Source organism: Bacteroidota bacterium (assembly GCA_016722565.1).
In the GTDB taxonomy this organism is placed as follows: Bacteria; Bacteroidota; Bacteroidia; order 2-12-FULL-35-15; family 2-12-FULL-35-15; genus 2-12-FULL-35-15.
This window is the reverse complement of sequence record JADKIU010000007.1, coordinates 150295-176012: the sequence shown is the minus strand read 5'-3', so window position 1 is coordinate 176012 and position 25718 is coordinate 150295. Positions and strand designations below refer to the sequence as shown.

Here is a 25718-nt window from a genome sequence, read left to right as displayed (position 1 = left end):
GTTATTTAATTCCGTATTTCTTTTTATACTTTTCGTATAATTCTGTTTGATCATTTTTTAAATCAATGCTGTTTCCTTTTACGAAGGCTTTCTCCACATTGTTACTTTTCATATCCAATGCATCACCGGTTGAAATAAAAAGTGTTGCATCTTTCCCTTGTTCAATGCTTCCTGTAGTTTTATCAATGCCTAATATTTTTGCTGCATTTAAAGTGATGGATTTTAAAGCTTGTTCTTTTGTTAATCCGTATGCACTTGCTGTTCCTGCTAAAAATGGAAGGTTGCGTGCTCCGGGTGCTTCCATGTCTCCTTCATTGTTTAAGCAAAAAAGAACTCCGGCTTTTTGTAATAAATATGGAAGTTTGTAAGGTAAATCAACATCGTCTTCCGGATAGGTTGGTAAATCATGTACACGAGAAACAATCACTGAAATATTATTTTGTTTTAATAAATCGGTAATCATCCAACTTTCTTTTCCTCCAACAATTGCAACACGGGTAATTTTGTTTTCTTTCACAAAATTGATTGCTTCCACCATTTCTTTTACAGTATTGCTATGAATAAATAATGTTTGAGTGCCGTTGTAAAGTCCTTTCATCGCCTCGAAGCGAAGGTTGGCTTCTTCCTTGGTCTGGTTCTCATTATATGCTTTGGCATCTGCAAATAATTTTTTTAATGAATTGGTTTGTTGAATGTAATCTTTGTTTTTCTCAAATGGTCCCGGGAAAATATTGTCTTCATCCAAGTATTTACGGCTTTGAATGGTAGGCCAGTTGATGTGAATCCCATCATCAATTTTATAAGCAGCATCTTCCCAATTCCATCCATCCAATACAACCACACTGGATGTTCCGGAAACAAGTCCGCCACGCGGTGTGATTTGTGCTAACAAAACTCCATTGGTGCGAACGGTAGGAATAATTTTTGAATCTGTGTTATAGGCAATCAAGGAACGAACGTTCGGCAATGTTGTTCCAGTTTCTCTAAAGTCGTTTGTTGCTCTCACCGATTCGATCTCTGTTAATCCCAAAGTTGAATTTGGAGCAATAAATCCCGGGTAGATGTGTTTCCCGCTTGCATCAATTACTTCATCGTATCCGGATGGGTCAATTTTTGCGGTGGTTGCATCGGCTACTAACACAATTTTTCCGGCTTTAATTCCAATGATGGAATTTTGAATCACACTGTCGTTCCCGATATGAGCGATGCCGTTCATAATCAACGCACTTTTTTGTGCGAAGGTAAAAGTTGTTGAAAGCAGTAATGCGAATAAAATTAGTTTTTTCATGGTTGCTGATGTTGATAGGAACGCAGATCGTTTAAGATTTTTTAGGGTAAAAAAAGATAGCTGTGTGTCTTATGATATTTTTATGTTTTCTAGGGTTATGTTTTTTTTAAAATTGTTTGATAATACTTTTCTTTTGTATTCAACTTCCTTTCCAAAGTTTAGTAATAATCCAACTTCAATTTCAGTTGCTTTCAGATAATTTACTAATTGAATTTCATGCTCCTCAATTAGATATTCGCATGCCTTTAACTCAATAATAACTTTGTTTTCTACAATTATGTCAGCAAAATAATTTCCAATGCATATTTTATCATAAAATACGTCAATAGGTTTTTGCCTTTCACATTCAAGCTCTTGTCTATTCAACTCAATGATCATAGCTTTTTCATAAACCTTTTCTAAAAAACCATAGCCTAGATTATTGTATACATTGTAATAAGCTTTTATTATTTTCTTAGTTATATCTGAATGTGTATAATTATCTCAAATCATAAATAAAGTTCAATTTTTTATCTTAGCAAATCATAAAAGTCTTAAAGATCTGCGTTCCTATTTGATGTAAGTATGAATTACTCCGCTATTTCCAAATAATCTTCCTGCATACTATCGCATTCAAACAATTGTTTTCTTTTCATTGTTGGTTTTTGTGTAGGTGCTCCACCTTTTTTCTCATCCAACATTTTTTGAATGATGCGGGCACGTTCTTTTTGCATCTCTGCTCTCAGTTTTAAATCTTCTTCCGAATCAAAATAAACGTGACCATCAATAATTGTTTTTTCAACTTTTGCGTAAACAGATAATGGGTTATCAGACCATAAAACCAAATCCGCTTGTTTTCCTACTTTAATACTTCCTACTTTATCATCAATATGTAATAGTTTAGCCGGATTTAATGTCACTAACTTCAAAGCTTCTTCTTCCGTTAATCCACCATATTTAATTGCTTTGGCAGCTTCTTGATTTAATCTTCTACCCATCTCTGCATCATCAGAGTTGATAGCGGTTGTAATTCCCATTTTGGTAAGTAATGCAGCATTGTGCGGAATTGCATCTTTACTTCCATTTTATACGCCCACCAATCACTAAATGTAGAAGCTCCGGCACCATGGGTTTTCATTTTGTCGGCTACTTTATATCCTTCTAAAATGTGTGTAAATGTATTTACCTGAAAGCCTAATGAATCACCTACATGCATTAACATATTGATTTCGGATTGTACATACGAGTGACATGTAATGAATCGCTTTTTATTTAAAATTTCTGCAATGGCTTCCAATTCTAAGTCTCTTCTGAATGGAGTCGTATTTGCTTTTGCTTTGTCGGATAAGGCACCAAATGTTTTTTGTTTGGCATCGTATTCTTTCGCTCTGGTAAACATATCATAATACACTTGCTCTACGCCCATACGTGATTGCGGAAAGCGAATGGTGTTCGCATCTCCCCAGTTGCTTTGTTTTACATTTTCACCTAAAGCAAATTTGATAAACCCATCCGCTTTTTCAAATTTCATTTCTTCCGGTGATTTTCCCCAACGTAATTTTATAATTGCCGATTGTCCTCCAATTGGGTTAGCAGAACCGTGCAATAATTGTGCGGTGGTAACGCCACCCGATAGCTGACGATAAATGTTGATGTCATCCGAATTGATTACGTCACCCATTCTTACTTCCGCGCTGGACGCTTGTGTGCCTTCATTCACACTGTTAAGTGCAATATGCGAATGTTCATCAATAATTCCTGCGGTTAAATGTTTTCCGGTGCCGTCAATTACTTTTGCGAATGCAAGTTTGGTTGCTTGTATCTCATCTGCAATACGAACAATGCGACCTTCTGTAATATATACATCTTGATTTTTTAAAACACCTTCTGCTTCATTTGTCCATACCGTTGCATTTTTAATTAATACAGCATCGTAACGTGTTTTGAAATCGTTGAGGTATTTGTCAAAACCATCTCGTTCATCATTAGGTTTTCCGTATGCACAAAACGGATAATAAATTTGCCCGAAGGTGATGGTTTCCTTTTTCGCTGTGTCTTTTTTAGTAGAAGCAGCTAATTCATTTGCAAAATTAGCATTCCAATTTATCCAGCTTCCATCAGCAATTTGGCCGGTGCCATTTAGTTTTAAAGGATTGGTTGAAATGTTACCGCTTAAACGAATTGTTCCGTTAGGATCTTTTGAATTGAAACTCAAAGTAATTGAATAACCCGACACAGAAACACTTACAGGTGTTTTAGAGGTATCGGTTAACATGGTGGCTTTTAATTTATCTAAGTCGCCTTCAATTTTTAATTGGTGTAATACACGGTCAGCACCATAGGTGAAATCATAATTTCCTCTAACATCAACGGTGTTGTAGTCGTTTATTTTATAGGCATTTCCTTGGATCCAATTTTCGTAAAGAATTGTTTTTTCATCAAATAAGTTACCGGAAGTAATAATAAAATTTGCAATCATCCCGCTTTTTAGTTTTCCTAATTTATCACTCAGGTTAAGCATTTCCGCAGGGATGGTGGTAAGCGATTTTAACGCTTGTTTTTCGGATAAACCATAAGCAATCGCTTTACGCACATTTTTCCAGAAATCTTTTTTGTCTTTTAAATCAGAAGTAGTGATTGCAAACGGGATAAAATATTTTTCAAACGCCAATGGGTTTGCTGGAGCCATTTCCCAATGTTTCAAATCAGTTAAAGAAACATAATTTGCATCGTAGGCATCTTCCACATCGTAAGCCATTGGGAAATTAACAGGGAGAATAAATTTACAATTGGTCGCCTTCATGTCGTCCAAACGTTGGTATTCATTTCCACTGCCTTTGATAATGTATTTTATTTTAAACTCATCGCCAATTTTGTCAGCACGTAATGCATTTAGTTTGTCGTTTGTTTCAAATATTTGAGGAAGCGTTTGTAAATTATTAAAGGCATCCAATGAAATGTTGGTTTCTTTTTTTGTTTTATCTGATTTATACCAACTGGCATCTACATAGGTTTGACGTAATAAAGAAATACTTCCCATTAAAGAGGAAGGATAATCTTGTGAAGAGGTTCCTTTGCTAAAGGAATACATGGCAGCGGCTTTCTCATTTACGATTAATTCATTTTCACGACCTTCGCCAAGCGTAACTGCGATAGCGCTTCCTCTCACGATACCATCTTTTTGAAATGTCAGCACGGTACCGAATCCCAATCGTCTGAATTCTTCTGCCGCTTTACTGTCTTTTACAAAAATTTTCAGCGCATCTACATCTGATTTAACTGCTTGGTTCCATCCATAAGCACCTTTGTTGGCGTTTTCGGTTTGAGGATAACCGCCACCGGATATTCTTTTGGGTTCCGGCATTCCGTAATTGGAATAGGCATCAATTAGTCCGGGGTAAATCGATTTTCCCTTTAAATCATAAATAACAGCACCTTGTGGTATATTTATTTTTGTACCAACCAGACTAATCAGTCCGTCCTTTACGATAAGCGTTCCGTTTTCGATGATTTCATCCGCATCCACATAAATTTTAGCATTTGTAAATGCATAGGTTGTGTGGTTATTGTTGGAAGTTCCATTTACAGGAAACGTTTCTTGAGCATTTGCAATAATAGAAATGGAAATTGCAAAAAGGGATAAGATAATTTTTTTCATATCAATGATTGTTCTAAACAAAAATAGCATTTTATACTGATTTTTCTTTAAAAATGTATGAGCGGTAAATTCCATGGATTTTTAGTACTTTTGAGCTTATAAAAATGTAATCACTATGGAAACAGGAATTCGTCACACCCATTTATTAACCGTTATTTTATTTTTAACGATTTACTTAATAAAAACTGTCTTGTTGTTGCTAAACAAACAAGATGGATTAGCAAAATTTACAAAAACGGTTAAGGTGCCTGAAATGATTATCAGCACATTGTTTTTGGTAACCGGAATCTATATGCTGACACAGGTTCCTGAAATTAAATCGTTGATGATTATTAAAATTGCTGCGGTATTGATTTCAATCCCTTTGGCAGTTATCGGATTTAAAAAGCAAAATAAAATTTTGGCGGTTGCTTCATTGTTATTAATCATTACAGCTTATGGATTAGCAGAGATGAGCAAAAAGCAAAAATCAAAAAGTATGGAAAATGTTTCTGAAACAACATTAAACGGACAAGAACTTTATAATGCAAGTTGTGTGTCTTGTCACGGTGCGGATGGAAAGTTGAATTTGATGGGTGCAAAAGATTTATCTGTTTCTGCAATGGATTTGAATGCACGTATTGAAATCATTACAAATGGTAAAAATGCAATGAGTCCGTTTGGAACAATGTTGACTCCAGGACAAATTAAAGCAGTTGCTGAATATACGGAGACACTTAAGAAATAATTTCTGAGGGTTTCGAAATTTATAAAGGATGTACGATACAGGGAAGAAGCAGGAAACAGCCATTTTAGTAGGTTTGATTAATCGAACGCAGGATGAAACTACTGCGAAAGAATATTTAGATGAACTTGAGTTTTTGGCAGATACTGCCGGAGCAAAAGTTTTGAAGCGATACACACAACGTTTGGAACATCCTGATTCCAGAACATTTATTGGTGCCGGCAAGTTAAATGATGTAAAAACCTTTGTTGCTGAAAACAATGTTGACATTGTTATTTTTGACGATGAACTTTCTCCTGCACAACAGCGCAATCTGGAGAAAGAAATCAATGTAGAAAAGGAAATCAAAGTTAAAGTGGTTGATCGTACCCGATTAATCCTTGATATTTTTGCTGCTCGAGCACGCACAGCACATGCGAAAACACAAGTTGAATTAGCACAATCTATTTATTTATTACCGCGACTAACCAAAATGTGGGATCACTTGGATCGTATTAAAGGTGGTATTGGTATGAAAGGTGCCGGAGAAACAGAAATTGAAACGGATAGACGAATTGTGCGCGATCGAATTTCTTTCTTGAAAGAACGTTTGAAGGTAATAGATCGTCAAATGGAAACGCAGCGAAAAAATCGTGGTGACATGATTCGTGTGGCATTGGTAGGGTATACCAACGTTGGTAAATCCACCATCATGAACATGCTCAGCAAAAGTGAAGTGTTCGCTGAAAATAAATTATTCGCCACGTTGGATACAACCGTTCGAAAAGTGGTGATTGAAAATTTACCTTTTTTACTTTCTGATACCGTAGGATTTATTCGAAAATTACCAACTACCTTGGTGGAGTCATTTAAGTCAACATTGGATGAAGTGCGTGAAGCAGATATTTTAGTTCATGTTGTTGATATTTCCCATCCCGGTTTTGAAGATCAATTGAATGTCGTGAATCAAACTCTGGCAGATATTGGAGCTGGTGATAAACCGGTTTTACTCGTGTTCAATAAAATAGATGCGTTTGTGTTTGAACAAAAAGATGAGGATGATTTGACGGAAAGCACGAAGAAGAATTTGAGTCTGGACGACCTTAAAAAAACATGGATGAATAAATTACACACCGAATGTTTGTTTATTTCCGCTGCTAAGAAAGAAAACATTGATGAATTCAAAAAAGTACTTTACGATAAAGTAAAAGACTTACATCAGAAGAGATATCCTTACAATAAGTTTTTGTATTAATTGAGGAATGCTATTTTTATTGAGATTTAACTCCTTCAGGATTGGATTTTTTGTTTTCAATTAGCATTCCCTTTCTCCCTCTTCTCAAAGCACGCATCATCTTTTCATCTCTTTTATACATGTCAATAAAAAATTTCAATTCGCAATAAGCATCAGTTTCAGCTGTGAAATAAGCGAAGTACAATGCAATCGGTTTTTTGATGTATACATATTTTTGAATGGGTCTTGCCGTATCTGCCAGCAAGGAATCTACCGGATATTTTAAACTGTCGTCACGAATTAGGAAAGTTGCAAAATCCATAAATTTTTCGAGCCTGCAGCAGCCATGACTCATCGCTCGCATTTCACGGTTGAACAATCTTCTACTATCTGTATCGTGCATGTATACACCATATTTGTTTTCAAAATTAAATTTTAAAATCCCTAACGAATTGTCTTCTCCGATATTTTGTCGCAATCGCCAAGGGAAATACGTCTTCGTATATTTTTTCCATTTTATTTTGGATGCATCTACTACTTGATTGTTGCCATCCAATACTTGGAAATTTTTTCTTCTTAAGTAGGAAGTGTCACGTTTTAGAATGGGTAAAATTTCTTTGGTTGCGATGCTAAAAGGAACCGTCCAATACGGATAAATTAAGAAATAGCGAATCGTGCTTTTTAATAAGGGTGTTTGGTGGTCGGGGGCACCAACAATCACTCTTGATTTCATCACCAAGGTGTCGTCTTCGATTACGATCATTTCATACTTTGGAAGGTTCACCCATACGTATTGTTTTTCAGCGGGTACTCTCGACCAGCGCCAACGTTCCATGTTTAAGGCGATTTGATTGATGTAGTCTTGTTTGGTGCGTTGCAAGGCTTTGAATGTGAGCTTGCCTATTTTTCCATCCTCTGTTAGATTATTTTTGCATTGAAACTCCTTAATTGATTTAACTATTTTCATAGAATCTTTTAGCGTTTCTGTGAGCACAAAACTCTGCTTGTTTTTAGCAGCTCTGTATAATTTGATGGAATCGGAGTTCGTAAAATCATCGATATAATCATGACTTTGAATTAGCCGATCTTTTAGTCTAGCCATAAAGGTTGTGGAATCAGAATTTCGATCCGCAATGCTATCCCAATCCACATCTTTAAATTCATATTGAAAGTTTTTTAATGCGAGTTTGAGCCCTTGATAATAGCTGTTTTTCGGTTCGAGTGAATCGATAGCAGCGCGTATGGAATTTGATTTCAACACGGAATTTAATATTTCCACCAAGTTGGTGTCGACTTGTTTGCCTTTCCATTCTATGGTTAAACTATCAGCATTTAATCTGCCTTTGTTGATGTGCACGGCCATAGTGAAAAAGGCATCCGTTAAGAGTAGGTCGGCATCAGAAATTTTTACAGCATCAAATTTTTTTGTTGCACTGTCTTGTGCCGATTCTAAAAGTGAGGCTATTTTAGAATAATGGTAATCATCCGGAATGAGTCCGTATACTTCAGCATTTTTAATCACATCCAAGAGTGTGTCGCCTTGATTGGTGAGAATGCCTTTGTTTGTAAAAGCGACTTCAAATTTTCTTTTTTTGTAAAAATCAGAAACAAACTGTATAGCGAATAAACTGTCCTTTTCAACAATCAAAATGGTTGAAGTATCGACATCGACTAATTTTTTAGAAATTAATTTTTGTACTTCTTCATTCACCATTTCTGGCTTTTCAACGAGTACAATTTCTTTGGGCTGTTCTTCCGAACATTTGTTGCAAGCAACAATGATGGAAGTGAAAAGAAGTAAGAATAAGAGTTTGTAGGAATTCAAGGTTGAATTTTTGTCAAATTTACAAAATTGCTGTTACATCAATCAAAACAGCTTATTTTATTAATATTACAGAGCGTTTTTGCAAAATAACGTTGCCTATGGCTCATCTCTGGATGAAATAAGTTGTTAACAATTGTTCAAAGTTTTTAACTTGAGGTATTGTTGTAGGAGATTTCTTCTTATTTTGTGGCTGCTAAAACAGGTATTTATTCTAATCTAAACTATGAAAATTAAAAACATTTTCTCTATCTCTATAGTTGTGGTGGCTATAGTTGTAGCTTTTAACAAAAGCGCATCCGCTCAGGCAAAATATTTTCCGGGCTATGTAATCATGCTGAATGGCGACACCTTAAAAGGGGAAATTAAAAAGAATCCGAAACGGGATTTCGATAATTTTGCAAAAGCTGCTTACCGCAAAAAAGAAGGTGGCGAAATCAAAACCTTTAACCCAACCAAAATTAAGGAGTATTGCGTGGATGGTGTTGTGTTTGTTTCCCGCAATGTGGATGGTGAACAAGTGTTTGTAAAACGTTTGTCAAAAGGTTCTGTGAATTTGTATGAATCTCAGATTGAAGTTTTGCAAATGAATGATATCAAAGTAAAATCTGATTATTATATGGAAAAACAATCAGGTGAATTTGTGAAAATCAAATCGGGTAAATTCAAAAAACAAGTTGAAGAAGTAATGTCGGATAACGAAGAAATCGTGAAAGCATTAGCCGAGAAAAAATATGAATACGATAACATTGTAGAGCTATTTAATGCTTACAATAAATCGTCTAACTAAACAGATTCTATCCTTATAATAGTATAAACCCGGAGCAAACCTCCGGGTTTTTTTATTCCGAAATACTTATAAACACTCAGTAATAACTGAGCAATTTGACCTATTTTTATACTCCAATCTAATTTTATAATTGACATGTCTGATAACAATAAAAAACTCTTTTTGCTGGATGCCTTTGCATTGATTTACCGTGCTTATTTCGCTTTTGCAAACAATCATCGAATCAATTCAAAAGGTTTAAATACCTCTGCTGTTTTAGGATTTACGAATACATTGCTGGAGGTTTTAAAAAAAGAGAAACCAAGCCATATTGCCGTTGTTTTTGATACTCCCGAACCAACAGTACGTCACATTGAGTTTACAGAATACAAAGCCAACCGTGAAGAAATGCCGGATGACTTGCGCTTAGCTATACCGTATATTATTAAAGTAATTGAAGGGTTTAATATTCCTGTAATTGGTATGCCCGGCTATGAAGCGGATGATGTGATTGGAACATTGGCGAAGATGGCAGAGAAAAAAGGATTCACAACCTACATGATGACGCCCGACAAAGATTATGGTCAATTGGTATCAGAGAATATTTTTATTTATAAACCTGCACGATTAGGAAATGGCGCAGAAATAATGGGTGTTGCAGAGGTTTGTAAAAAATGGGACATTCTCAATGTTGATCAACTGATAGACATATTAGGATTAATGGGGGATAAAGTGGATAATATTCCGGGAATCCCTGGAGTAGGAGAGAAGACGGCTATTCAACTGGTGAAAGATTTTGGGACGATCGAAAATCTTATTCAAAATACAGACAAGCTGAAGGGAAAACTGAAGGAAAAGGTAGAACTTAATAAAGAAAAAGCGATTCAATCAAAATGGTTAGCAACCATCATTTGTGATGTGCCAGTGGAATTGGATGAAAAAGCACTTGAAATCGAAGAGCCGAACAAAGAGGCGCTAAAGGAATTGTTTTTAGAACTGGAGTTCAGAAGATTGGCTGAACAAATATTAGGCGAATCGCTTTCAGCACCCACCGAAACAATCAAAACTCCTGCTCCGAAAGTAAAAAAAACAAATCCGGATCAAATGGATATGTTTGGTGCAGCATCAGAAGCAGGTGAAACAACAAATGAGCAAGTGTATGCTGAAGTTGCCGATGAAGAAGATGTTCCTAAAAATTATTCTACCATTCAAACCGTTCAACATACATATCACCTTGTTGATACAAAAGAGAAACGTGCACAATTGATTGCTGAGTTGAACCAACAATCTGAAATTTGTTTTGATACGGAAACAACCGGATTGGATGCGCATACAGCTGAATTGGTTGGGATGTCTTTCGCATTCAAAGCCTCAGAAGCCTATTATATTCCTGTTCCGGAAAATCAAACCGAAACACAAGAAATTGTAAATGAGTTTAAGTCGGTTTTTGAAAATGAAAAAATAACGTTAATCGGACAAAATATTAAATACGATTTATTGGTGTTGAAAAAATACAACATTGATTTGAAAGGGAAATTGTTTGATACGATGGTTGCACACTTTCTTGATTCAGCCAGAAATGCGACACAACATGAATGTGCTTGCTGAAACGTATTTGAATTATTCTCCTGTTTCTATTGAAACTTTTATTGGTAAAAAAGGGAAAGGACAAATCAGCATGCGGGAAGTAGGGATGGAGGAAATCAAAGAATATGCTGCAGAAGATGCGGATATCACACTTCAATTGAAAACGAAGTTTGAGGACATGATGAATACTCCTGCCACTAAAAAATTATTTGAAGAAATTGAAATTCCTCTCATCCCCGTTTTAGCTGCAATGGAGTCGGAAGGAATTGCATTGGATAAAAATACCTTGAAAGAAATTTCCGGAGAGCTCGAAAAAGATATTTTGAAAGTTGAAAAAGAAATTCAACACTTGGGTGGATCTGCATTTAATGTTTCGTCTCCGAAACAAGTTGGTGAAGTATTGTTTGATGTTTTGCAGATTACTGAAAAGCCTAAGAAAACAAAAACGGGACAGTATGCTACCGGTGAAGATGTTTTGGCGAAGTTAGTAGGGAAACATGAAATTGTAGGGAAGATATTGGATTACCGTGAATTGGTAAAATTAAAAAACACCTATGTAGACACCTTACCCGAATTAGTTAATCCGAATACACATCGCATTCACACTTCCTATAATCAAGTGGTAGCCGTAACAGGTCGTTTGAGCTCCGATAATCCGAATCTTCAAAACATTCCGATTCGTACCGAGCGTGGACGTGAAATTAGAAAAGCATTTGTTGCTCGTGATGAGCAGCACGTATTATTATCAGCCGATTATTCGCAAATTGAATTACGTGTAATTGCTGAGTTGAGCAGAGATCAAGGGATGATTGATGCATTTCAATCCGGACAAGATATTCACAAAGCTACAGCTGCAAAAGTATACAACGTTTCGTTGGAAGAAGTAACATCTGATATGCGTAGAAATGCGAAGATGGTGAACTTCGGAATTATTTATGGCATTTCTGCTTTCGGATTATCCGAACGATTAAATATCCCAAGAAAAGAAGCCGCAGCGATTATTGAAAATTACTTTGAAAAATATCCGCGCATCAAAGCCTATATGGATGAAAGTATTGAACAAGCACGCGAAAAAGGATATGTAGAAACCATCATGGGAAGAAGAAGATATCTCCGCGATATCAATTCAAGTAACCATACCGTAAGAGGTTATGCAGAACGAAATGCGATCAACTCTCCAATTCAAGGAAGTGCTGCAGATATGTTGAAAATTGCAATGATCAACATTCACAAAGATTTTATTGATAAAGGAATAAAATCAAAAATGCTTTTGCAAGTGCATGATGAATTGGTGTTTGATGTGTTGAAGGAAGAGTTGGAAATTGTAAAGCCAATCATCGAAAATAGAATGAAAAATGCAATTCCTTCGTTAACAGTTCCGATGGAAGTAGGAATGGGTGTTGGCAAAAATTGGTTGGAGGCACATTAGTCTTTCAGTTATAAAGTTCTCGACTCTGCTCGAACTGACATGATACCCTGTCGCTTCGAGGGGAGTCGATAACAAAAGGCGCCTTAAAAATTATAATCCTTATAGTCTTTTGTAAACTCTTCCGGTTGGATGGTGGTATTAATTTCTAAATCATGGTATTCGTAAGTTTCAAATAAACCACGATCGTCAAATACTTTATTGCTTACAGGAAGTAATAGCTCTTTGTCAATCAACAAAATCGTTAGCTTACCATACGCATTCGGTACTTGAATAATTTGTCCTTCTTTTACATCGTTGTACCAGCTTATTTTTGGATTGTTCATCAACACCATATATTCACTAATTCTTAATTTGCGAGCAATGGTTGTTAAGTTCTCACCTTTTTTTACGGTGTATGTTCCCCAAGCAAAATCAGGGAAAGAGATGGCCAGTTTATAACAATTTCTGCCGTTTAATTTTTCTTCACCTACCACAACAAAGTATTTATCCAGCTTATCACCCGCACGTTTCATTCCGTCTTTTAAAATATCTGCCAGGTACTGAAAGCCCATTTCATGAATTGTATGATGTTGGTCTTTGCGCATAATTGAACCGTAAGGATCTAAATTCAAATTCATGTATGGAAATGCTCCAGGATTTACCAATGCATCGCCACCATTTTGTCCTTGTACCCATAATACTTCCGGACCTTTTAAGGATAAATAAACTTTACGTGGAGAGATTTGTAATTTTACTTTTGACTCATAGTGGGTCATTCTACCTTTGATGCGTTCGTTGCATTGAAGGTTAAAGCGCATGGTTTTAATATTATCAACCGCTTCAAAAATATTATCAATCAACTCACGATTGTTGGATACGTTATCTGTTTTTTTAAAACCAAACGACACAAACAAAATGCAGGTGCTCGTCAGAATAAAAAAGAAAATATGTCGCGGTTTAAATAACATGCTTTAATAAAATAGTTTGCAAAGATAATCTCATTTTTAATTTAACGTTCAATTAATTTAAGATTCACGTTGTTATTAGAACCCATAGCCCTTAAAACTCTTTAAAAACTCATCGGATTTAAAGGTTTGATTAATCCTCATGTGGGTAAATTCATATGCTTCATATAAGCCTTCTTCATCATATACAGTAACGCTTATCGGGATATACGTTTTTTTATCCACGTACATGATTGCTTTATTAGAATAGGGAACAGGTATGGTCAGTTTTTTACCTGTTTTGATGGCTCCAAAATAGCTGGACAGGTCGTTTTTATAACGAATCTTATAATCGCTGGTATTCAGCTTGTGTGCAATGCTGGTAACGGTTTCGCCTTTTTGAACCACGTAATCAATGTATTTATAATCCGGATAACTAATGATGATCTGATAACATTCTTTATTGTTCCAGGTAAGTGTGCCTGCATACGTAAAATGTTTATCAAAATCTTTCGGTGCTTTCAGGATGGTATTTGCAATTGTTGTGCCGATATAATAGGTTCCCAACTCAAAGATGGTATGGTGCTGATCTTTACGAATGATACTGCCGTAAGGATCCAAGTCAAAACTCATTAAAGGGATGGATTTCGTGTGAACAATTGCATTGCCTTTGTTGCTGCCTTCTACCCAAAGTAATTCAGCGCCTTTTTCCGGACTGTGGAAATAGATTTTACGCGGACTTACATTGATTTTTATGTAGGATTGAGCAATCAGAAAGCGTTTCCCAATGCGCTCAGTCGCTTTTACGCTGCAGGATTGCGTCCGAATGTTTTTAATGCTGTCAAGCATGTGCTCCACAATCTCGCGGCAAGACGGAGTACTCTTTTGAGTAGCGCTGCCAACAAATAGTGCGGCAATTAATACAATGAGTATGGTTCTTGCAATTTTCACGTAGCGAATTTACTAAAAAAATGGCCTTGAATTTCTTATTAATTCAGTAAATTCGTAGCGCCTCAGCGAATGTTGCGGCATCCACGATTCAATAATTTTAGAATGAAAATCATCGGAATTATACCTGCGCGTTATGCGTCAACCCGTTTCCCGGCCAAACCGTTAATTGACATTGGCGGAAAATCCATGATTCAGCGCGTATATGTGCAAGCAAAAAAGTCGAAATTCCTCGCTGATGTGGTTGTTGCAACGGATGACGAACGCATCGCTTCGCATGTGAAGAAATTCGGAGGAAATGTGGTGATGACCAGCGAAAACCATCAAAGTGGTACTGATCGCTGTTATGAGGCCATTCAGCAGTTTTCGAAAGACGCAGATGTGGTGGTGAATATTCAAGGCGATGAACCTTTTATTCGTCCCGAACAGATCGATTTAGTGGCTTCTTGCTTTTCCTCTCCCAAGGTGCAGATTGCAACCTTAGTGAAGAAGATTACTACCGATGAAGAGCTGTTTAATGTGAATATCCCGAAAGTAGTTTTGAATAAGAACAAAGAAGCCGTTTTATTTAGCCGTCAAACCATCCCACATATCCGAGGAAAAGAAATGAAGGACTGGCTGAAGAGTTACGCATTTTACAAACACATTGGAATATACGCTTACCAAACTCAGATTTTGAAAGAAATTACAGCCTTAAAACCGTCTGATTTGGAGCTGGCTGAATCGCTTGAACAGCTCCGCTGGCTTGAGAATGGGTATAAAATAAATGTTGAGGTAACTGATTTTGAGAGCGTTGCAGTGGATACCCCAGATGACCTTAAAAAACTCACTAAATTTTTGTAAATTTACCCCCTAGTCAGATTTCTTGCCCTTCGACTCCGCTCAGGGTGACAGCTCGAAATGACAATTAAAAGTATGAATGTAGAAAAACATATTGGTGAATTATTGTACGACCACAATTGTGTAATCGTTCCCGATTTAGGTGGGTTTGTGGCCAATTATGCGCCAGCAAAAATTCATCCGACTCAACATACATTCACCCCTCCATCAAAAAGCATCGTTTTTAATATCAATTTGAAAACCAACGATGGCTTGTTGGCCAATCAAATTGCTACTTTTGAAAAAAAATCCTATTCCGAAGCCTTAAAATACATTGATTATTTCGTGAAAGAAGTAAATATTCAATTGAAAAAAGGTGCGAAAGTAAAGATTGATGAGGTTGGGACTTTGTATTTAGATGTAGAAAAAAATATTCAATTTGAACCGGCACCAACCAACTTTTTATTGGATGCATTTGGTTTATCTTCTTTCCATTCGCCTGCCATCAAGCGGGATGCAATTGCAAAACGGATTATTGAAAAAGAATTTAAAGACAGAGGTCCGATTCCTGCAGAGAAAAAGAAAAGCAATGTCAAGCGCTATGTTGCCATAGCAGTTGCACTTCCACTATTGTTTGCAATGGTTTGGATTCCTTTAAAAACGGATCTTTTAAAGAACGTAAATTATTCGAATTTAAATCCGTTTGCTAAAAATGAAGTGAAGTTGCCGGAAGCAAATACAACTACGAATGTTGTTCCGTTGGCAAATAAAGATACCACAACTACGAAAATAATTATTTACGATACCATTCAAGTGCCTGCTGTAACTACTATGGTTGCTGCAGATACAACTGCAGTTGTAAAAAATGAAATCAATTTGAATTATAAATTTCATTTAGTAGCAGGTTGTTTTCAAATTGAAGAAAATGCAGTGAAATATGTTCAATCGTTGCAGGCACAAAATTTAAATGCTGCGATTATTGGTCAAAACAATAAAGGATTGTATGTAGTGTCTTGTGGCGACTTCCTTACTCGCAAGGATGCGTTGAACGAATTGAGTTCCCTTCGAAAAGTATTACCAAATAGTTGGTTATACAGAAACTAGTACGGATCCCGATAGCTATCGGGACGAATAAAACGAAATTACGAATCTGTGCGCAGGTATAACACTATTCCAATTTCTTCTGATTTTACTTCAGTTTTTCTTTGATCTTCTCTAAAATCAATTCCTCAAATTTTAACAGTTCCCTTTTATTTGCAAAATAACCATAATCCTTGTTTATGGTTCTGGAATTACTAGTTGTTCTTTCCCGAACCTTGGTTGTGTCGATTTCTAGTTTTATACTTAAGGAATCAAATATTTGCGGGTGTTCCTTTTCATAATTCGAAAGGTTGGTGAATGAAATTGTTGTAATGTCGGCATATGTTTCTGACAATATGGTGTGGGCAATTTCTTTTGTATCTGGATAGTAGAAGTTAATAAAACACCAGTTGTCTCTGTCTATTGAAGATGACATTTCGCCTGGGGGAATCAACTCGGGATGTTCTTGTTTTATTTGAGTAATAATTTCAATCACACTAGATTCCGTTGCCTGTATCTCCCAAGATTCCGCATATGGATAACTTCCTGCAAACCCATTCACCATTTTCCAGCATCCGGATATCCATAAAATATATAAGGAAAGTGTCAATACGATAAGAACGAATCTTGTCTTGTTTGTCATTTGTCTGCTGAAAACGGTCTACAGATTCTCTTCTTTCTCCGAACTCCCGACTCACGACTGCTCAGTATTCTTCTCTCTACTTTTCTTATAAATTCGAATTGCTAAAATCAAGGTTCCTGAAAAGATAATCAAACCCAACATCCCCCAAACCAAGCCGGTATTGCTTTTTAATACAATTAAGAATACAATAGCAAATAGAAGTACCGTTGCAACTTCGTTCCATAAACGTAATTTAAAGGACGAGTGTTTTACGACATCATTTTGCAATTGTTTGAACATTGCATGACATTGAATATGATACAAAACCAAGGCAGCAACAAAACATAATTTTAAAATGAAATATGCAGAGGTGATGTAATACATGAAATTATAACTCATCACCCATGGTCCGAGCAGTAAGGTAATAATCATGGATGGCCAAGTGATGCCATACCATAATCGTTTTTCCATGATTTTGTATTGGGTTTGTAAAATGGATCTTTCGGGTTCTGCTTTTTGCTCTGCTTCTGTATGATAAATGAATAAGCGAACGATGTAAAACAAGCCGGCAAACCACGTTACAATGAAGATGATGTGCAAGGCCAATGCGTATTTAAATAAATTATCCATTCTTTGAAATTTAAGGTAAAGATACTCATATCTTTGTAGAAATTATTACACATGAAATCAAAAACGCCCAAAGAATCACTTACGATACAAACTCAAATTGTATTACCCAACGATACCAATACCTTAGGAAATTTGTTTGGTGGGCAGTTGTTGCAATGGATGGATATTGTGGCTTCTATTGCAGCGCACCGTCATTGTAAGCGTGTTGTGGTAACCGCTTCTGTGAATAATGTATCGTTTAATATGCCTATAAACCATGCGAGTTTGGTAACGTTGGAAGCGAAAGTTTCGCGTGCATTCACTTCTTCCATGGAAATATTTATTGATGTTTGGGTAGAAGATCCTGTTACTGGCGAAAAGGTGAAAGCCAACGAAGCCATTTATACATTTGTTGCCGTTGATCAAAATGGTTCACCATTGCCTGTTCCTGCTGTTACTCCTGAAACAGACGAAGAGAAAGCTCGTTATGAAGGAGCATTGCGAAGAAGACAATTAAGCTTGATATTAGCAGGAAAAATGAAGCCGAGTGATGCTACGGAGTTGAAAGCGTTGTTTGCTTAATTAAACGAATTTTCATCAATCTCCATCATACATTTAAAATGCCCTTTCGGACATTTATCATACCCTATTTTAGAGCAAGGTCGGCAAGATAGATTTTTCACCTCCACCATTTTTGATTTTGGGTCGGGGAGGTAAGGAGTAAAGCCAAATGCCGGAACTGTATTTCCCCAAACAGAAATAATTTCTTTTTTGAAAGCAGCAGCTATGTGCATCAATCCGGTATCGTGCGTAATGATTTTATTGGCTTGCTTGATAATGGATGCAGATTGATTTAAGTTGTATTTGCCACAAGCATTGTAAATGTTGTTTCCTACTGCTTTCTCTATGGCTTCCGCTCTTGTTGCATCTTCTTTGCCACCCAATAAAACAATGGGTTGATTCAACTTTTTTACAGATAGAAATTATTTTTTCGATGGGAAGCTGTTTGGTAAAATGTTTGGCGCCAATTACAAAACCAATATATCCGTTTTGATGTGATGGAGGAAGTTGATTTGGGTTTACCTCATCTTTTGTTGGAATGAAATAATCTAGTCCTTTGTTATCGTTTGCAATTCCAAGGGATGCAACGGTATCCATGTAGCGGTCTACCACATGTGCTGTCGGCATTTTGTTGATTTTGAAATTCACCAACAGCCACTTTTTAAAATTTAATTTTTTGAATGAAGCGGAAGGTTTACCTAATGCCTTTTTCGTTTGCAACGACCGGATGTTGTTGTGCAGATCAACAACAAAATCAAATTTTTCTTGTTGTAATGCACCAGTTACTTCCTTTACATCTTTATCAATCGCATGCACTTTTGAGATGTGGGGATTATTTTCTAAAATGCTTTTGAACGCAGTTTTTGTAAGGTAATGAATTTCATACTCCGGTTTCTGCTCTTTGATACAGCGTATTACAGGCGTTGTTAAAACTATATCGCCAATAGAACTGAAACGTATGATGAGTATTTTTTTCAACTTTATTCTTGAATCGACCAGGTAGCACCTTCTTTTGTATCCTTGATGGTGATGTTGACTTTATTTAAATCATCACGTAATTTGTCGGAAGCCGCAAAATCTTTTTTTGCTTTTATCTCTTTACGAATATCGAGAATCACTTCCATCACACCTTGTAAGGCTTTGTCGGATGCCGAATTGGATGTTTCGGATTTTAATCCCATCACATCAAATGTAAAATGCTGCATGATGTTTTTTAATAAGGCTAAATCATCTGCAGTAATGGTTTCTTTTCCATCGTTCACCGAGTTGATGATGCGTGCTCCTTCGAATAAATTAGCAATTAAGATGGGCGAATTAAAATCATCATTCATTGCTTCGTAACATTTTTGTTCTAACTCTTTGATATTCGAAGTAGAGGAGGCTGCAGTTTTTAAATTTGCCAATGTTTTGATGGATGCCATTAAGCGTGCATATCCTTTTTCGGAGGCTTGCAATGCTTCATTTGAAAAATCGAGTGTGCTTCTGTAATGGGTTTGCATCATAAAAAAGCGAACGGCCATGGGGCTGTATCCTTTTTCCAGAAGTGGATGATCACCGGTAAATAATTCTCCTGGTAAAAATCCGTTGCCGGCCGTTTTTGACATGCGCACTCCGTTTACGGTAAGCATGTTGGTATGCATCCAATAGTTTACAGGAGCTTTGTGATTGCAAGCTTGTGATTGAGCAATTTCGTTGGTATGGTGTGTGGCTTGTAAATCCATTCCTCCACCATGAATATCAAATGTATCACCTAAATACTTACTGCTCATAGCAGAGCATTCAATATGCCAGCCCGGGAATCCCCATCCCCAAGGGGAAGGCCATTTCATTAATGTTTCCGGTTTGGCAACAATCCACAAAGCGAAATCCAATCGGCCCTTTTTTTCATCCTGTCCGCTCAGCTCTCTGGTGCCTTCCAGCAATTCTTCCAATTTACGATTCGTCAATTGTCCGTATGAAAATTCGGTATTGTATTTTTCTACATCAAAGTAAACGGTGCCATTTTTAACATAGGCATATCCTTTCTCAATGATGGTTTTAATCATTTCTATTTGCTCGCAAATATGTCCGGTTGCCGTTGGTTCAATGCTGGGAGGTAGCGCATTGACCTCTCGCATTACATCGTGAAAACCAAGCGTATATTTTTGAACGATTTCCATCGGTTCGAGCTGCTCTAGTTTTGCTTTTTTAGCAAACTTATCATCACCTTCATCTCTGTCGCCTTCCAAATGGCCTGCATCCGTAATATTACGCACGTAGCGAACTTTAAATCCAAGGTGTAATAAGTAACGATAGATCAAATCAAACGAAATAAACGTGCGGCAATTTCCTAAATGGACGTCACTGTATACGGTAGGACCGCAAACATATAATCCAACTCTTCCTGGAGTGATGGGTGTGAATTTTTCCTTTGTACGAGAAAGTGTATTGTAAATGAATAAATTGTTTTGCATACGTTATTACTTAAAACTTGTTGGTCCATTAAAATAAAAACAGGACTTGCCTGAAAATAAAAAGGACTTATGAAATTTTCATAAGTCCAAAGATATTAAGTTTTCGTAGGTTTTACGAACTGTGTCTGAATTATTCTTCCATTACAGCATCTCCAACGTATTTTCCGCCTTTGTATACTGCAATTCTGGTTAAGATTCCATCGCTATCGTATGAGTAAACTTTACCATCCATTAAACGATTTTTGCTAAAAATTCCGTCTTTAGAAACTTGTTTGTTTTGGTTGTAAAGTTTCCAGTATCCTTCACCGTTAAACACTTTACCCAAGTTGTCTTTTTCATTCTTTTGAGCAACAACTGGAGGTGCTTCCACTTTTACATCCGGAGAAGCTTTCGGGATAGGTTTCTTTGGGTTGTAGGTTTTAACAGAAGCAACATCCAATGTTCCGCCATTAAAGTTTTTCTCAGATTTTACATCCCCGTTTTCGTAGTATTCTTTCAAAACACCAGCTTCTTTTCCTTCTGCCCAATTTCCTTCGATCATAATTTGACCGTTCTCGTAGTAGTATTCTTGTTTTCCTTCGCGTTTTCCGGTAGCATTAAATTTAAATGCTTGTTGAACTTGTCCGTTATCGTAATATAGTTTGTAATCGCCAACCCAACGGTTGTTTTTCCAAAGACCTTCTTCTTTAATCTTACCATTTTCGTGATACATTTTAGCGTATCCGCTTGGGCGATTGTTTTCGTAGGTAATTACACTTTTTACATTGTTGTTACAATAGTACTCTTTCCAAGGTCCGGTCTTTTTGCTATCCAAGTATTTTCCTTCTTCAACCTTTTGGTCGTCCTTGAAACACTCTCTGTGCAAGTCCTTGTTGTAAATAATCCATTTGCCCTGCTTTTTGCCGTTAATGTCGGTAAAGTTGGTTGTGTCTTTTCCAACAGATGACTGAGCAATAGCAATATTACAAGCAACAAAAAATAATATTAGGAAAGCCTTTTTCATTTTATTTGGAGTATCTTTTTAGATTCTAAGATAAAATTATAACAATTATTTTAAGCCACTACACAATTTAGACCAACTAAAAATTTCCTTCGACCGATTTCAATTCGCTAAATCCAGTAGCCTATATGTTTTTACGTCAACAATAACGGAAAGTTACAGTTTTTTAATTATTTTTTTAAATTTTTTATCATATCGGCAGTCATGCTTGCCAAATCGTATTCCGGCTTCCATCCCCAATCCTTGTTTGCCTCACTGGAATCAATACTTTTGGGCCAACTGTCGGCAATTTGCTGACGTGAATCTGGCTTATAAGAAATGCTGAAATTCGGAAGGTGTTTTTTGATTTCCAAGGCGATTTCTTTAGGGGAAAAACTGAACCCCGATAAGTTATAACTTGAACGTATTTTAACTTTCTGAGAATCAGCTTGCATGATACCAATCGTAGCTTTAATTGCATCCGGCATATACATCATTGGAAGTGTGGTGTTTTCGGATAAAAAACATTCGTAACTGCCTGATTTTAAGGCTTCATGAAAAATGTGAACGGCATAATCAGTTGTGCCACCACCCGGTGCCGATTTCCATCCAATTAAGCCCGGATAGCGTAAACTTCTAACATCCACCCCATATTTGTTAAAGTAGTATTCGCACCAGCGTTCTCCTGCTTGTTTACTTATACCGTAAACAGTGCTAGGTTCCATAATTGTAAATTGTGGGGTATTAATGCTGGGGGTATTCGGACCAAAAACAGCAATGGAGCTCGGCCAGTATACTTTTTCAATAATCTTTTCTTTCGCCAGGTCAAGCACGTTAAATAATCCTTGCATGTTTAAGTCCCAACCAAATTTTGGCATTTTTTCGGCAGTAGCCGATAAAAGAGCAGCTAATAAATATACCTGATTAATTTTGTGACGCTTTACAATTTCCAATAATCCTTGGGCATTCATCACGTCTATCACCTCAAATGGTCCTTCTTTGGCTTGCTCGGTCACCTTCACATCCGAAGCCACCACATTGTCAATACCATAAATATCTCTTAGATTTTGAACCAGCTCCGTACCTATTTGTCCGGATGAACCAATTACCAATATTTTATCACTCGTGGCCATATGCATTAAAGAATTGAAAGGCTAAATATCACTATTATATTTTAAAATCAAAATAAATTTATCACGGAAATATGCATATCTATAAAGAATATCGATTTTAGATGCTTATCCAATTTAGGAGCATATTGTTTTATATGTGCAATAGTCATTTGTCCCGCTTTTCGTTTCAATCTTTCCTGCTAAATTAGCAGGAAAGGATTTCCTCTTCAATCGGGGCTAATAAAGTTAGTAAGAGTTGTTTAATAGCGACAAGTTCAATTAATAGCCCCGACAGTAACGAAAAGCCCGCACGAAGGAGGACTTGCAGTGAATGGCGGGTGGATCAAGGCTTCGGAGGTAAAAGTAATTGCTCCTCCAAAAAAACACTCCAAATACTAGAGTGACAAAGGTCATGTTTCAATTCAGCGAAAAACTTTACCTTTGTCATGATTTTAAACCCTCGACACTATGTTACTGCAAAACAGAGTTAACAAAAAGGAGCTTAAAAAACGAATTCAGGAAGAAACCATTAAACGGATAACTGTTTCGTTTTACCGCTACGTAATTATCGACAACCCACAAGAACTTCGTGATGCTCTGTTTGAGCAATGGAATAATCTGAAAATTCTCGGACGCATTTATGTTGCCAAGGAAGGGATTAATGCACAAATGAGTGTGCCCGAAGAAAATTGGGAAATATTTAAATACAACCTTCATAAAAATTCCTTGTTTGCCGGAATCCCTTTTAAGATTGCCGTTGAAGACGATGGGAAATCATTTTATAAACTCACCATTAAAGTGCGACCGAAAATTGTTGCGGATGGATTGGACGACAATGCCTTTGATGTAACCAATGTTGGAAATCATTTAACAGCAAAGGAGTTTAATGCTGCCATGGAAAATCCGGATACCATTATTGTGGATATGCGTAACCATTACGAAAGTGAAGTTGGAAAATTTTTAGGAGCCATTACTCCCGATGCGGATACCTTTCGCGAAGAATTACCAATGGTGATTGAAGAGCTGAAAGATAAAAAAGACAAAAAAATATTGATGTATTGCACCGGTGGTGTGCGTTGCGAAAAAGCAAGTGCGTATTTAAAGCACCATGGATTTACAGATGTAAACCAATTGCATGGTGGTGTGATTGATTACGTGCGTCAAATAAAAGCAGAAGGATTGGAATCGAAATTTATTGGAAAGAATTTTGTATTTGATGAACGCGTGGGTGAACGCATTACTGAAGATGTAATTGCCGAATGTCACCAATGCGGAAAACCTTGCGATACACATGTGAACTGCGCCAACGATGATTGTCATTTATTATTTATCCAATGTGATGAATGTGCCGAAAAAATGAAAGGCTGCTGCACACCTGAATGTGTTCATATTGCTTCACTTCCTGTAGAAGAACAAAGAGCATTACGCAAAGGAAGAAAGAAAGAAGATTGTCTGTCTGTATATAAAAGTAGATTGCGTCCGAATTTGAAAGAGGTTTTGGAGAAGAGGGATTTGAAGATAGAATAAGTTGTATCTTTTTCGCGTTTTTAGTTTATACATAGTAAAACCTCAAATGGGAAAAAGATTTTTTACCTTAAGTTTATTTATAATTATTCCGTTTAGTATTTCCTCTCAAGTTTCTGAGAACAAAATCGACATATCAGATTTTCATCATTTCTCAGATTGCCAAAAAATCATACATCGTAAAAGTAAATTTGGAACCGGAGATACATCATTTGTTGATATATCATATCAGTTTGACAAGGAAGGGAATTTAGCTAGAAAATATAAAGGGTTTCCATTTTATGGAGGAGAGTCTCAAAAATTAACGGTTTATTCATATGGTGAGAAGAATGCTTTGATTCAAAAAATTACTTATGATACTACCTACTTAAAAAATGCATTTAGATCATTTGATTCAAGATATTATTATAATGGTAAGAAGCATCCTGACAGTTTGGTTAATATAATTTCCTACCCATACTTAAACTACTTACCTGTTACTGAAAAGTCAATTGTTGAAAATTTAAAAGAGTTTGATGAGCCCATTCTAGTTCCTTGGGATAGTTCTGATACATCACAACAATTGGGAATGGTTGAGGCAGATGGTGAAATAAAGTCAGTTACGGGGTATGCTAAAGTTAAAAAAGAAGTTGTTCTTCAAGGCTGGGCTGTTTATACTGCTGCTTTATTCAAATATTCGTATAATTCCAAAAATAAATTAATAAAGGAAGAATTGCCTAAATTAATCGAGAATGAATTTTCTGGTTCATCTGTTTTTATCTATGATAAAAAAAATCGCATTTCAGAGGAGCTTTTTAATTATAATCAAGAAGGGCGTTTACATAAGCTAGATCCTAAAGAGGATTCAATAGACAAATGGATTCAAAATCATTACACTACTTATTTTGAGTATGGTGCTGATAATGTGGTTACAGAAACGGCTGCTTCCACTTATAGAATATTCAAATTTATTTGCTACAGAAATAAAAAGGGACAAATAATAAAAACAATATGCTCTGCTATGGCGATAGAAAATAAATATATCGATGGAAAGTTTATTCCAACTGATACGCTTAGTATATCATCAAAGGATTTTCAAGAAAATATTTGCTTGTATGAATACGATTCTTTAGGTCGAATAATAAAATGTGTAGACCATTATTCAACAAGTGGTAATCGCAAGCATGTTAGTACAACTACATATAAATATAAGGATAATCGTCCTTTAATATTGCCTGAAAATGAATATGTAGATTTTGAAATTTGGAATCATGAATTTTTAATGGGACAAGAAAAGTTTCGTTGGTTTTAATTTCCTCTAAAACCCCTACCTTAGCACAAAACAAATTCCAGTGCTTCGTTTACAATTAACCATTTTCCTAGTCACCATTTTTCTTCCCCTTTCTGCACAATATTCAGTAGAAGGGAAAGTGCTTGATGCATCCGGAAAACAAGCGCTTGCCTTTGTAAATATTGGTGTTGTTGGTACAGAAAACACAACAATATCTGATATTGATGGTAAATTCAAACTTACTTCAACAGAACCCATTCTTGGAATTGTGTTTACCTATGTGGGTTATGAGTCGTATAAATATACCGTAGGTGATGAAAAGAAATTACGGTTCGGCTAAAGAAAAAAA

19 protein-coding genes and 3 pseudogenes are annotated in these 25718 nt (G+C 36.3%); 10 read left to right on the top strand and 12 right to left on the bottom strand.

Features of this window, described 5'->3' with window-relative positions; all coding sequences use genetic code 11:
• Position 1: 1 nt before the first annotated feature.
• The 3 genes and pseudogenes from IPP64_15480 to IPP64_15470 form a co-directional block, all read right to left on the bottom strand.
• Entirely contained in the window at positions 2 to 1288 is a 1287-nt protein-coding gene (locus IPP64_15480) for an amidohydrolase family protein (GenBank protein MBL0330763.1), read from the bottom strand.
• Between the two features lie 69 nt (positions 1289 to 1357).
• Positions 1358 to 1750, bottom strand: coding sequence for a GxxExxY protein (locus IPP64_15475; protein ID MBL0330762.1), 393 nt, complete (start codon positions 1748 to 1750; stop codon positions 1358 to 1360).
• A gap of 107 nt (positions 1751 to 1857) precedes the next feature.
• Positions 1858 to 4925: pseudogene (locus IPP64_15470) on the bottom strand (amidohydrolase family protein).
• 115 nt (positions 4926 to 5040) lie between these two features.
• Between IPP64_15470 and IPP64_15465 the strand changes: the two are divergent.
• Positions 5041 to 5652: a SirB2 family protein gene (locus IPP64_15465; GenBank protein MBL0330761.1), complete on the top strand. Its 612-nt coding sequence runs from the start codon at positions 5041 to 5043 to the stop codon at positions 5650 to 5652.
• 28 nt (positions 5653 to 5680) lie between these two features.
• Positions 5681 to 6883 (top strand): GTPase HflX, encoded by a 1203-nt coding sequence (gene hflX, locus IPP64_15460; protein MBL0330760.1) that lies wholly within the window; start codon positions 5681 to 5683, stop codon positions 6881 to 6883.
• 16 nt (positions 6884 to 6899) lie between these two features.
• On the opposite strand, the gene IPP64_15455 is transcribed toward hflX, so the two are convergent.
• Positions 6900 to 8687, bottom strand: a complete 1788-nt coding sequence (locus tag IPP64_15455; protein MBL0330759.1) for a L,D-transpeptidase family protein — start codon at positions 8685 to 8687, stop codon at positions 6900 to 6902.
• Positions 8688 to 8910: 223 nt separating this feature from the next.
• Between IPP64_15455 and IPP64_15450 the strand changes: the two genes are divergently transcribed.
• Together IPP64_15450 and polA are read left to right on the top strand one after the other, a co-directional pair.
• Complete coding sequence (locus IPP64_15450; protein ID MBL0330758.1) at positions 8911 to 9474, top strand: hypothetical protein; 564 nt, start codon at positions 8911 to 8913, stop codon at positions 9472 to 9474.
• Positions 9475 to 9609: 135 nt separating this feature from the next.
• Positions 9610 to 12469: pseudogene (polA, locus tag IPP64_15445) on the top strand (DNA polymerase I).
• A gap of 83 nt (positions 12470 to 12552) precedes the next feature.
• On the opposite strand, the gene IPP64_15440 reads toward polA, so the two are convergent.
• Both IPP64_15440 and IPP64_15435 read right to left on the bottom strand, forming a co-directional pair.
• Positions 12553 to 13416 carry a DUF1571 domain-containing protein gene (locus tag IPP64_15440; protein MBL0330757.1) on the bottom strand — a complete coding sequence of 288 codons (864 nt, stop codon included), beginning with the start codon at positions 13414 to 13416 and terminating at the stop codon, positions 12553 to 12555.
• A gap of 75 nt (positions 13417 to 13491) precedes the next feature.
• Entirely contained in the window at positions 13492 to 14343 is an 852-nt protein-coding gene (locus IPP64_15435; protein ID MBL0330756.1) for a DUF1571 domain-containing protein, read from the bottom strand.
• A gap of 102 nt (positions 14344 to 14445) precedes the next feature.
• Between IPP64_15435 and kdsB the strand changes: the two genes are divergently transcribed.
• Positions 14446 to 15183 (top strand): 3-deoxy-manno-octulosonate cytidylyltransferase, encoded by a 738-nt coding sequence (kdsB, locus tag IPP64_15430; protein ID MBL0330755.1) that lies wholly within the window; start codon positions 14446 to 14448, stop codon positions 15181 to 15183.
• 72 nt (positions 15184 to 15255) lie between these two features.
• The gene (locus tag IPP64_15425; GenBank protein ID MBL0330754.1) at positions 15256 to 16263 is read left to right on the top strand and encodes an SPOR domain-containing protein; all 1008 of its coding nucleotides are present in this window, start codon (positions 15256 to 15258) and stop codon (positions 16261 to 16263) included.
• A gap of 85 nt (positions 16264 to 16348) precedes the next feature.
• On the opposite strand, the gene IPP64_15420 is transcribed toward IPP64_15425, so the two are convergent.
• Both IPP64_15420 and IPP64_15415 read right to left on the bottom strand, forming a co-directional pair.
• Entirely contained in the window at positions 16349 to 16882 is a 534-nt protein-coding gene (locus IPP64_15420; protein MBL0330753.1) for a hypothetical protein, read from the bottom strand.
• A 51-nt stretch (positions 16883 to 16933) separates the two neighbouring features.
• Positions 16934 to 17491 (bottom strand): CopD family protein, encoded by a 558-nt coding sequence (locus tag IPP64_15415; GenBank protein ID MBL0330752.1) that lies wholly within the window; start codon positions 17489 to 17491, stop codon positions 16934 to 16936.
• Positions 17492 to 17542: 51 nt separating this feature from the next.
• Between IPP64_15415 and IPP64_15410 the strand changes: the two genes are divergently transcribed.
• Complete coding sequence (locus IPP64_15410) at positions 17543 to 18052, top strand: acyl-CoA thioesterase (protein MBL0330751.1); 510 nt, start codon at positions 17543 to 17545, stop codon at positions 18050 to 18052.
• On the opposite strand, the pseudogene IPP64_15405 reads toward IPP64_15410, so the two are convergent.
• The 4 genes and pseudogenes from IPP64_15405 to IPP64_15390 form a co-directional block, all read right to left on the bottom strand.
• Positions 18049 to 19009: pseudogene (locus IPP64_15405) on the bottom strand (glycosyltransferase family 9 protein). The gene IPP64_15410 and the pseudogene IPP64_15405 sit on opposite strands and share 4 nt — an antisense overlap.
• A 2-nt stretch (positions 19010 to 19011) precedes the next feature.
• Complete coding sequence (locus IPP64_15400; protein ID MBL0330750.1) at positions 19012 to 20484, bottom strand: cysteine--tRNA ligase; 1473 nt, start codon at positions 20482 to 20484, stop codon at positions 19012 to 19014.
• A 130-nt stretch (positions 20485 to 20614) separates the two neighbouring features.
• Complete coding sequence (locus tag IPP64_15395; protein MBL0330749.1) at positions 20615 to 21487, bottom strand: toxin-antitoxin system YwqK family antitoxin; 873 nt, start codon at positions 21485 to 21487, stop codon at positions 20615 to 20617.
• Positions 21488 to 21654: 167 nt separating this feature from the next.
• Positions 21655 to 22596, bottom strand: a complete 942-nt coding sequence (locus IPP64_15390; GenBank protein ID MBL0330748.1) for an NAD-dependent epimerase/dehydratase family protein — start codon at positions 22594 to 22596, stop codon at positions 21655 to 21657.
• A 447-nt stretch (positions 22597 to 23043) separates the two neighbouring features.
• On the opposite strand from IPP64_15390, the gene IPP64_15385 reads away from it, so the two are divergent.
• Genes IPP64_15385 through IPP64_15375 form a run of 3 tightly spaced genes read left to right on the top strand, consistent with a single transcriptional unit; the run spans position 23044 to position 25709 of the window.
• Positions 23044 to 24102: a rhodanese-related sulfurtransferase gene (locus IPP64_15385; protein MBL0330747.1), complete on the top strand. Its 1059-nt coding sequence runs from the start codon at positions 23044 to 23046 to the stop codon at positions 24100 to 24102.
• Between the two features lie 46 nt (positions 24103 to 24148).
• Positions 24149 to 25390 carry a hypothetical protein gene (locus tag IPP64_15380; protein MBL0330746.1) on the top strand — a complete coding sequence of 414 codons (1242 nt, stop codon included), beginning with the start codon at positions 24149 to 24151 and terminating at the stop codon, positions 25388 to 25390.
• 40 nt (positions 25391 to 25430) lie between these two features.
• Complete coding sequence (locus IPP64_15375) at positions 25431 to 25709, top strand: carboxypeptidase-like regulatory domain-containing protein (protein MBL0330745.1); 279 nt, start codon at positions 25431 to 25433, stop codon at positions 25707 to 25709.
• Positions 25710 to 25718 lie beyond the last annotated feature (9 nt).

What these genes read in the sequence shown, in the direction of transcription:
- IPP64_15480 (MBL0330763.1), bottom strand. Translation starts at nt 1,288, where the DNA reads ATGAAAAAACTAATTTTATTCGCATTACTGCTTTCAACAACTTTTACC.
- IPP64_15465 (MBL0330761.1), top strand. Translation starts at nt 5,041, where the DNA reads ATGGAAACAGGAATTCGTCACACCCATTTATTAACCGTTATTTTATTT.
- hflX (MBL0330760.1), top strand. Translation starts at nt 5,681, where the DNA reads ATGTACGATACAGGGAAGAAGCAGGAAACAGCCATTTTAGTAGGTTTG.
- IPP64_15450 (MBL0330758.1), top strand. Translation starts at nt 8,911, where the DNA reads ATGAAAATTAAAAACATTTTCTCTATCTCTATAGTTGTGGTGGCTATA.
- IPP64_15440 (MBL0330757.1), bottom strand. Translation starts at nt 13,416, where the DNA reads ATGTTATTTAAACCGCGACATATTTTCTTTTTTATTCTGACGAGCACC.
- kdsB (MBL0330755.1), top strand. Translation starts at nt 14,446, where the DNA reads ATGAAAATCATCGGAATTATACCTGCGCGTTATGCGTCAACCCGTTTC.
- IPP64_15425 (MBL0330754.1), top strand. Translation starts at nt 15,256, where the DNA reads ATGAATGTAGAAAAACATATTGGTGAATTATTGTACGACCACAATTGT.
- IPP64_15420 (MBL0330753.1), bottom strand. Translation starts at nt 16,882, where the DNA reads ATGACAAACAAGACAAGATTCGTTCTTATCGTATTGACACTTTCCTTA.
- IPP64_15415 (MBL0330752.1), bottom strand. Translation starts at nt 17,491, where the DNA reads ATGGATAATTTATTTAAATACGCATTGGCCTTGCACATCATCTTCATT.
- IPP64_15410 (MBL0330751.1), top strand. Translation starts at nt 17,543, where the DNA reads ATGAAATCAAAAACGCCCAAAGAATCACTTACGATACAAACTCAAATT.
- IPP64_15400 (MBL0330750.1), bottom strand. Translation starts at nt 20,484, where the DNA reads ATGCAAAACAATTTATTCATTTACAATACACTTTCTCGTACAAAGGAA.
- IPP64_15395 (MBL0330749.1), bottom strand. Translation starts at nt 21,487, where the DNA reads ATGAAAAAGGCTTTCCTAATATTATTTTTTGTTGCTTGTAATATTGCT.
- IPP64_15390 (MBL0330748.1), bottom strand. Translation starts at nt 22,596, where the DNA reads ATGGCCACGAGTGATAAAATATTGGTAATTGGTTCATCCGGACAAATA.
- IPP64_15385 (MBL0330747.1), top strand. Translation starts at nt 23,044, where the DNA reads ATGTTACTGCAAAACAGAGTTAACAAAAAGGAGCTTAAAAAACGAATT.
- IPP64_15380 (MBL0330746.1), top strand. Translation starts at nt 24,149, where the DNA reads ATGGGAAAAAGATTTTTTACCTTAAGTTTATTTATAATTATTCCGTTT.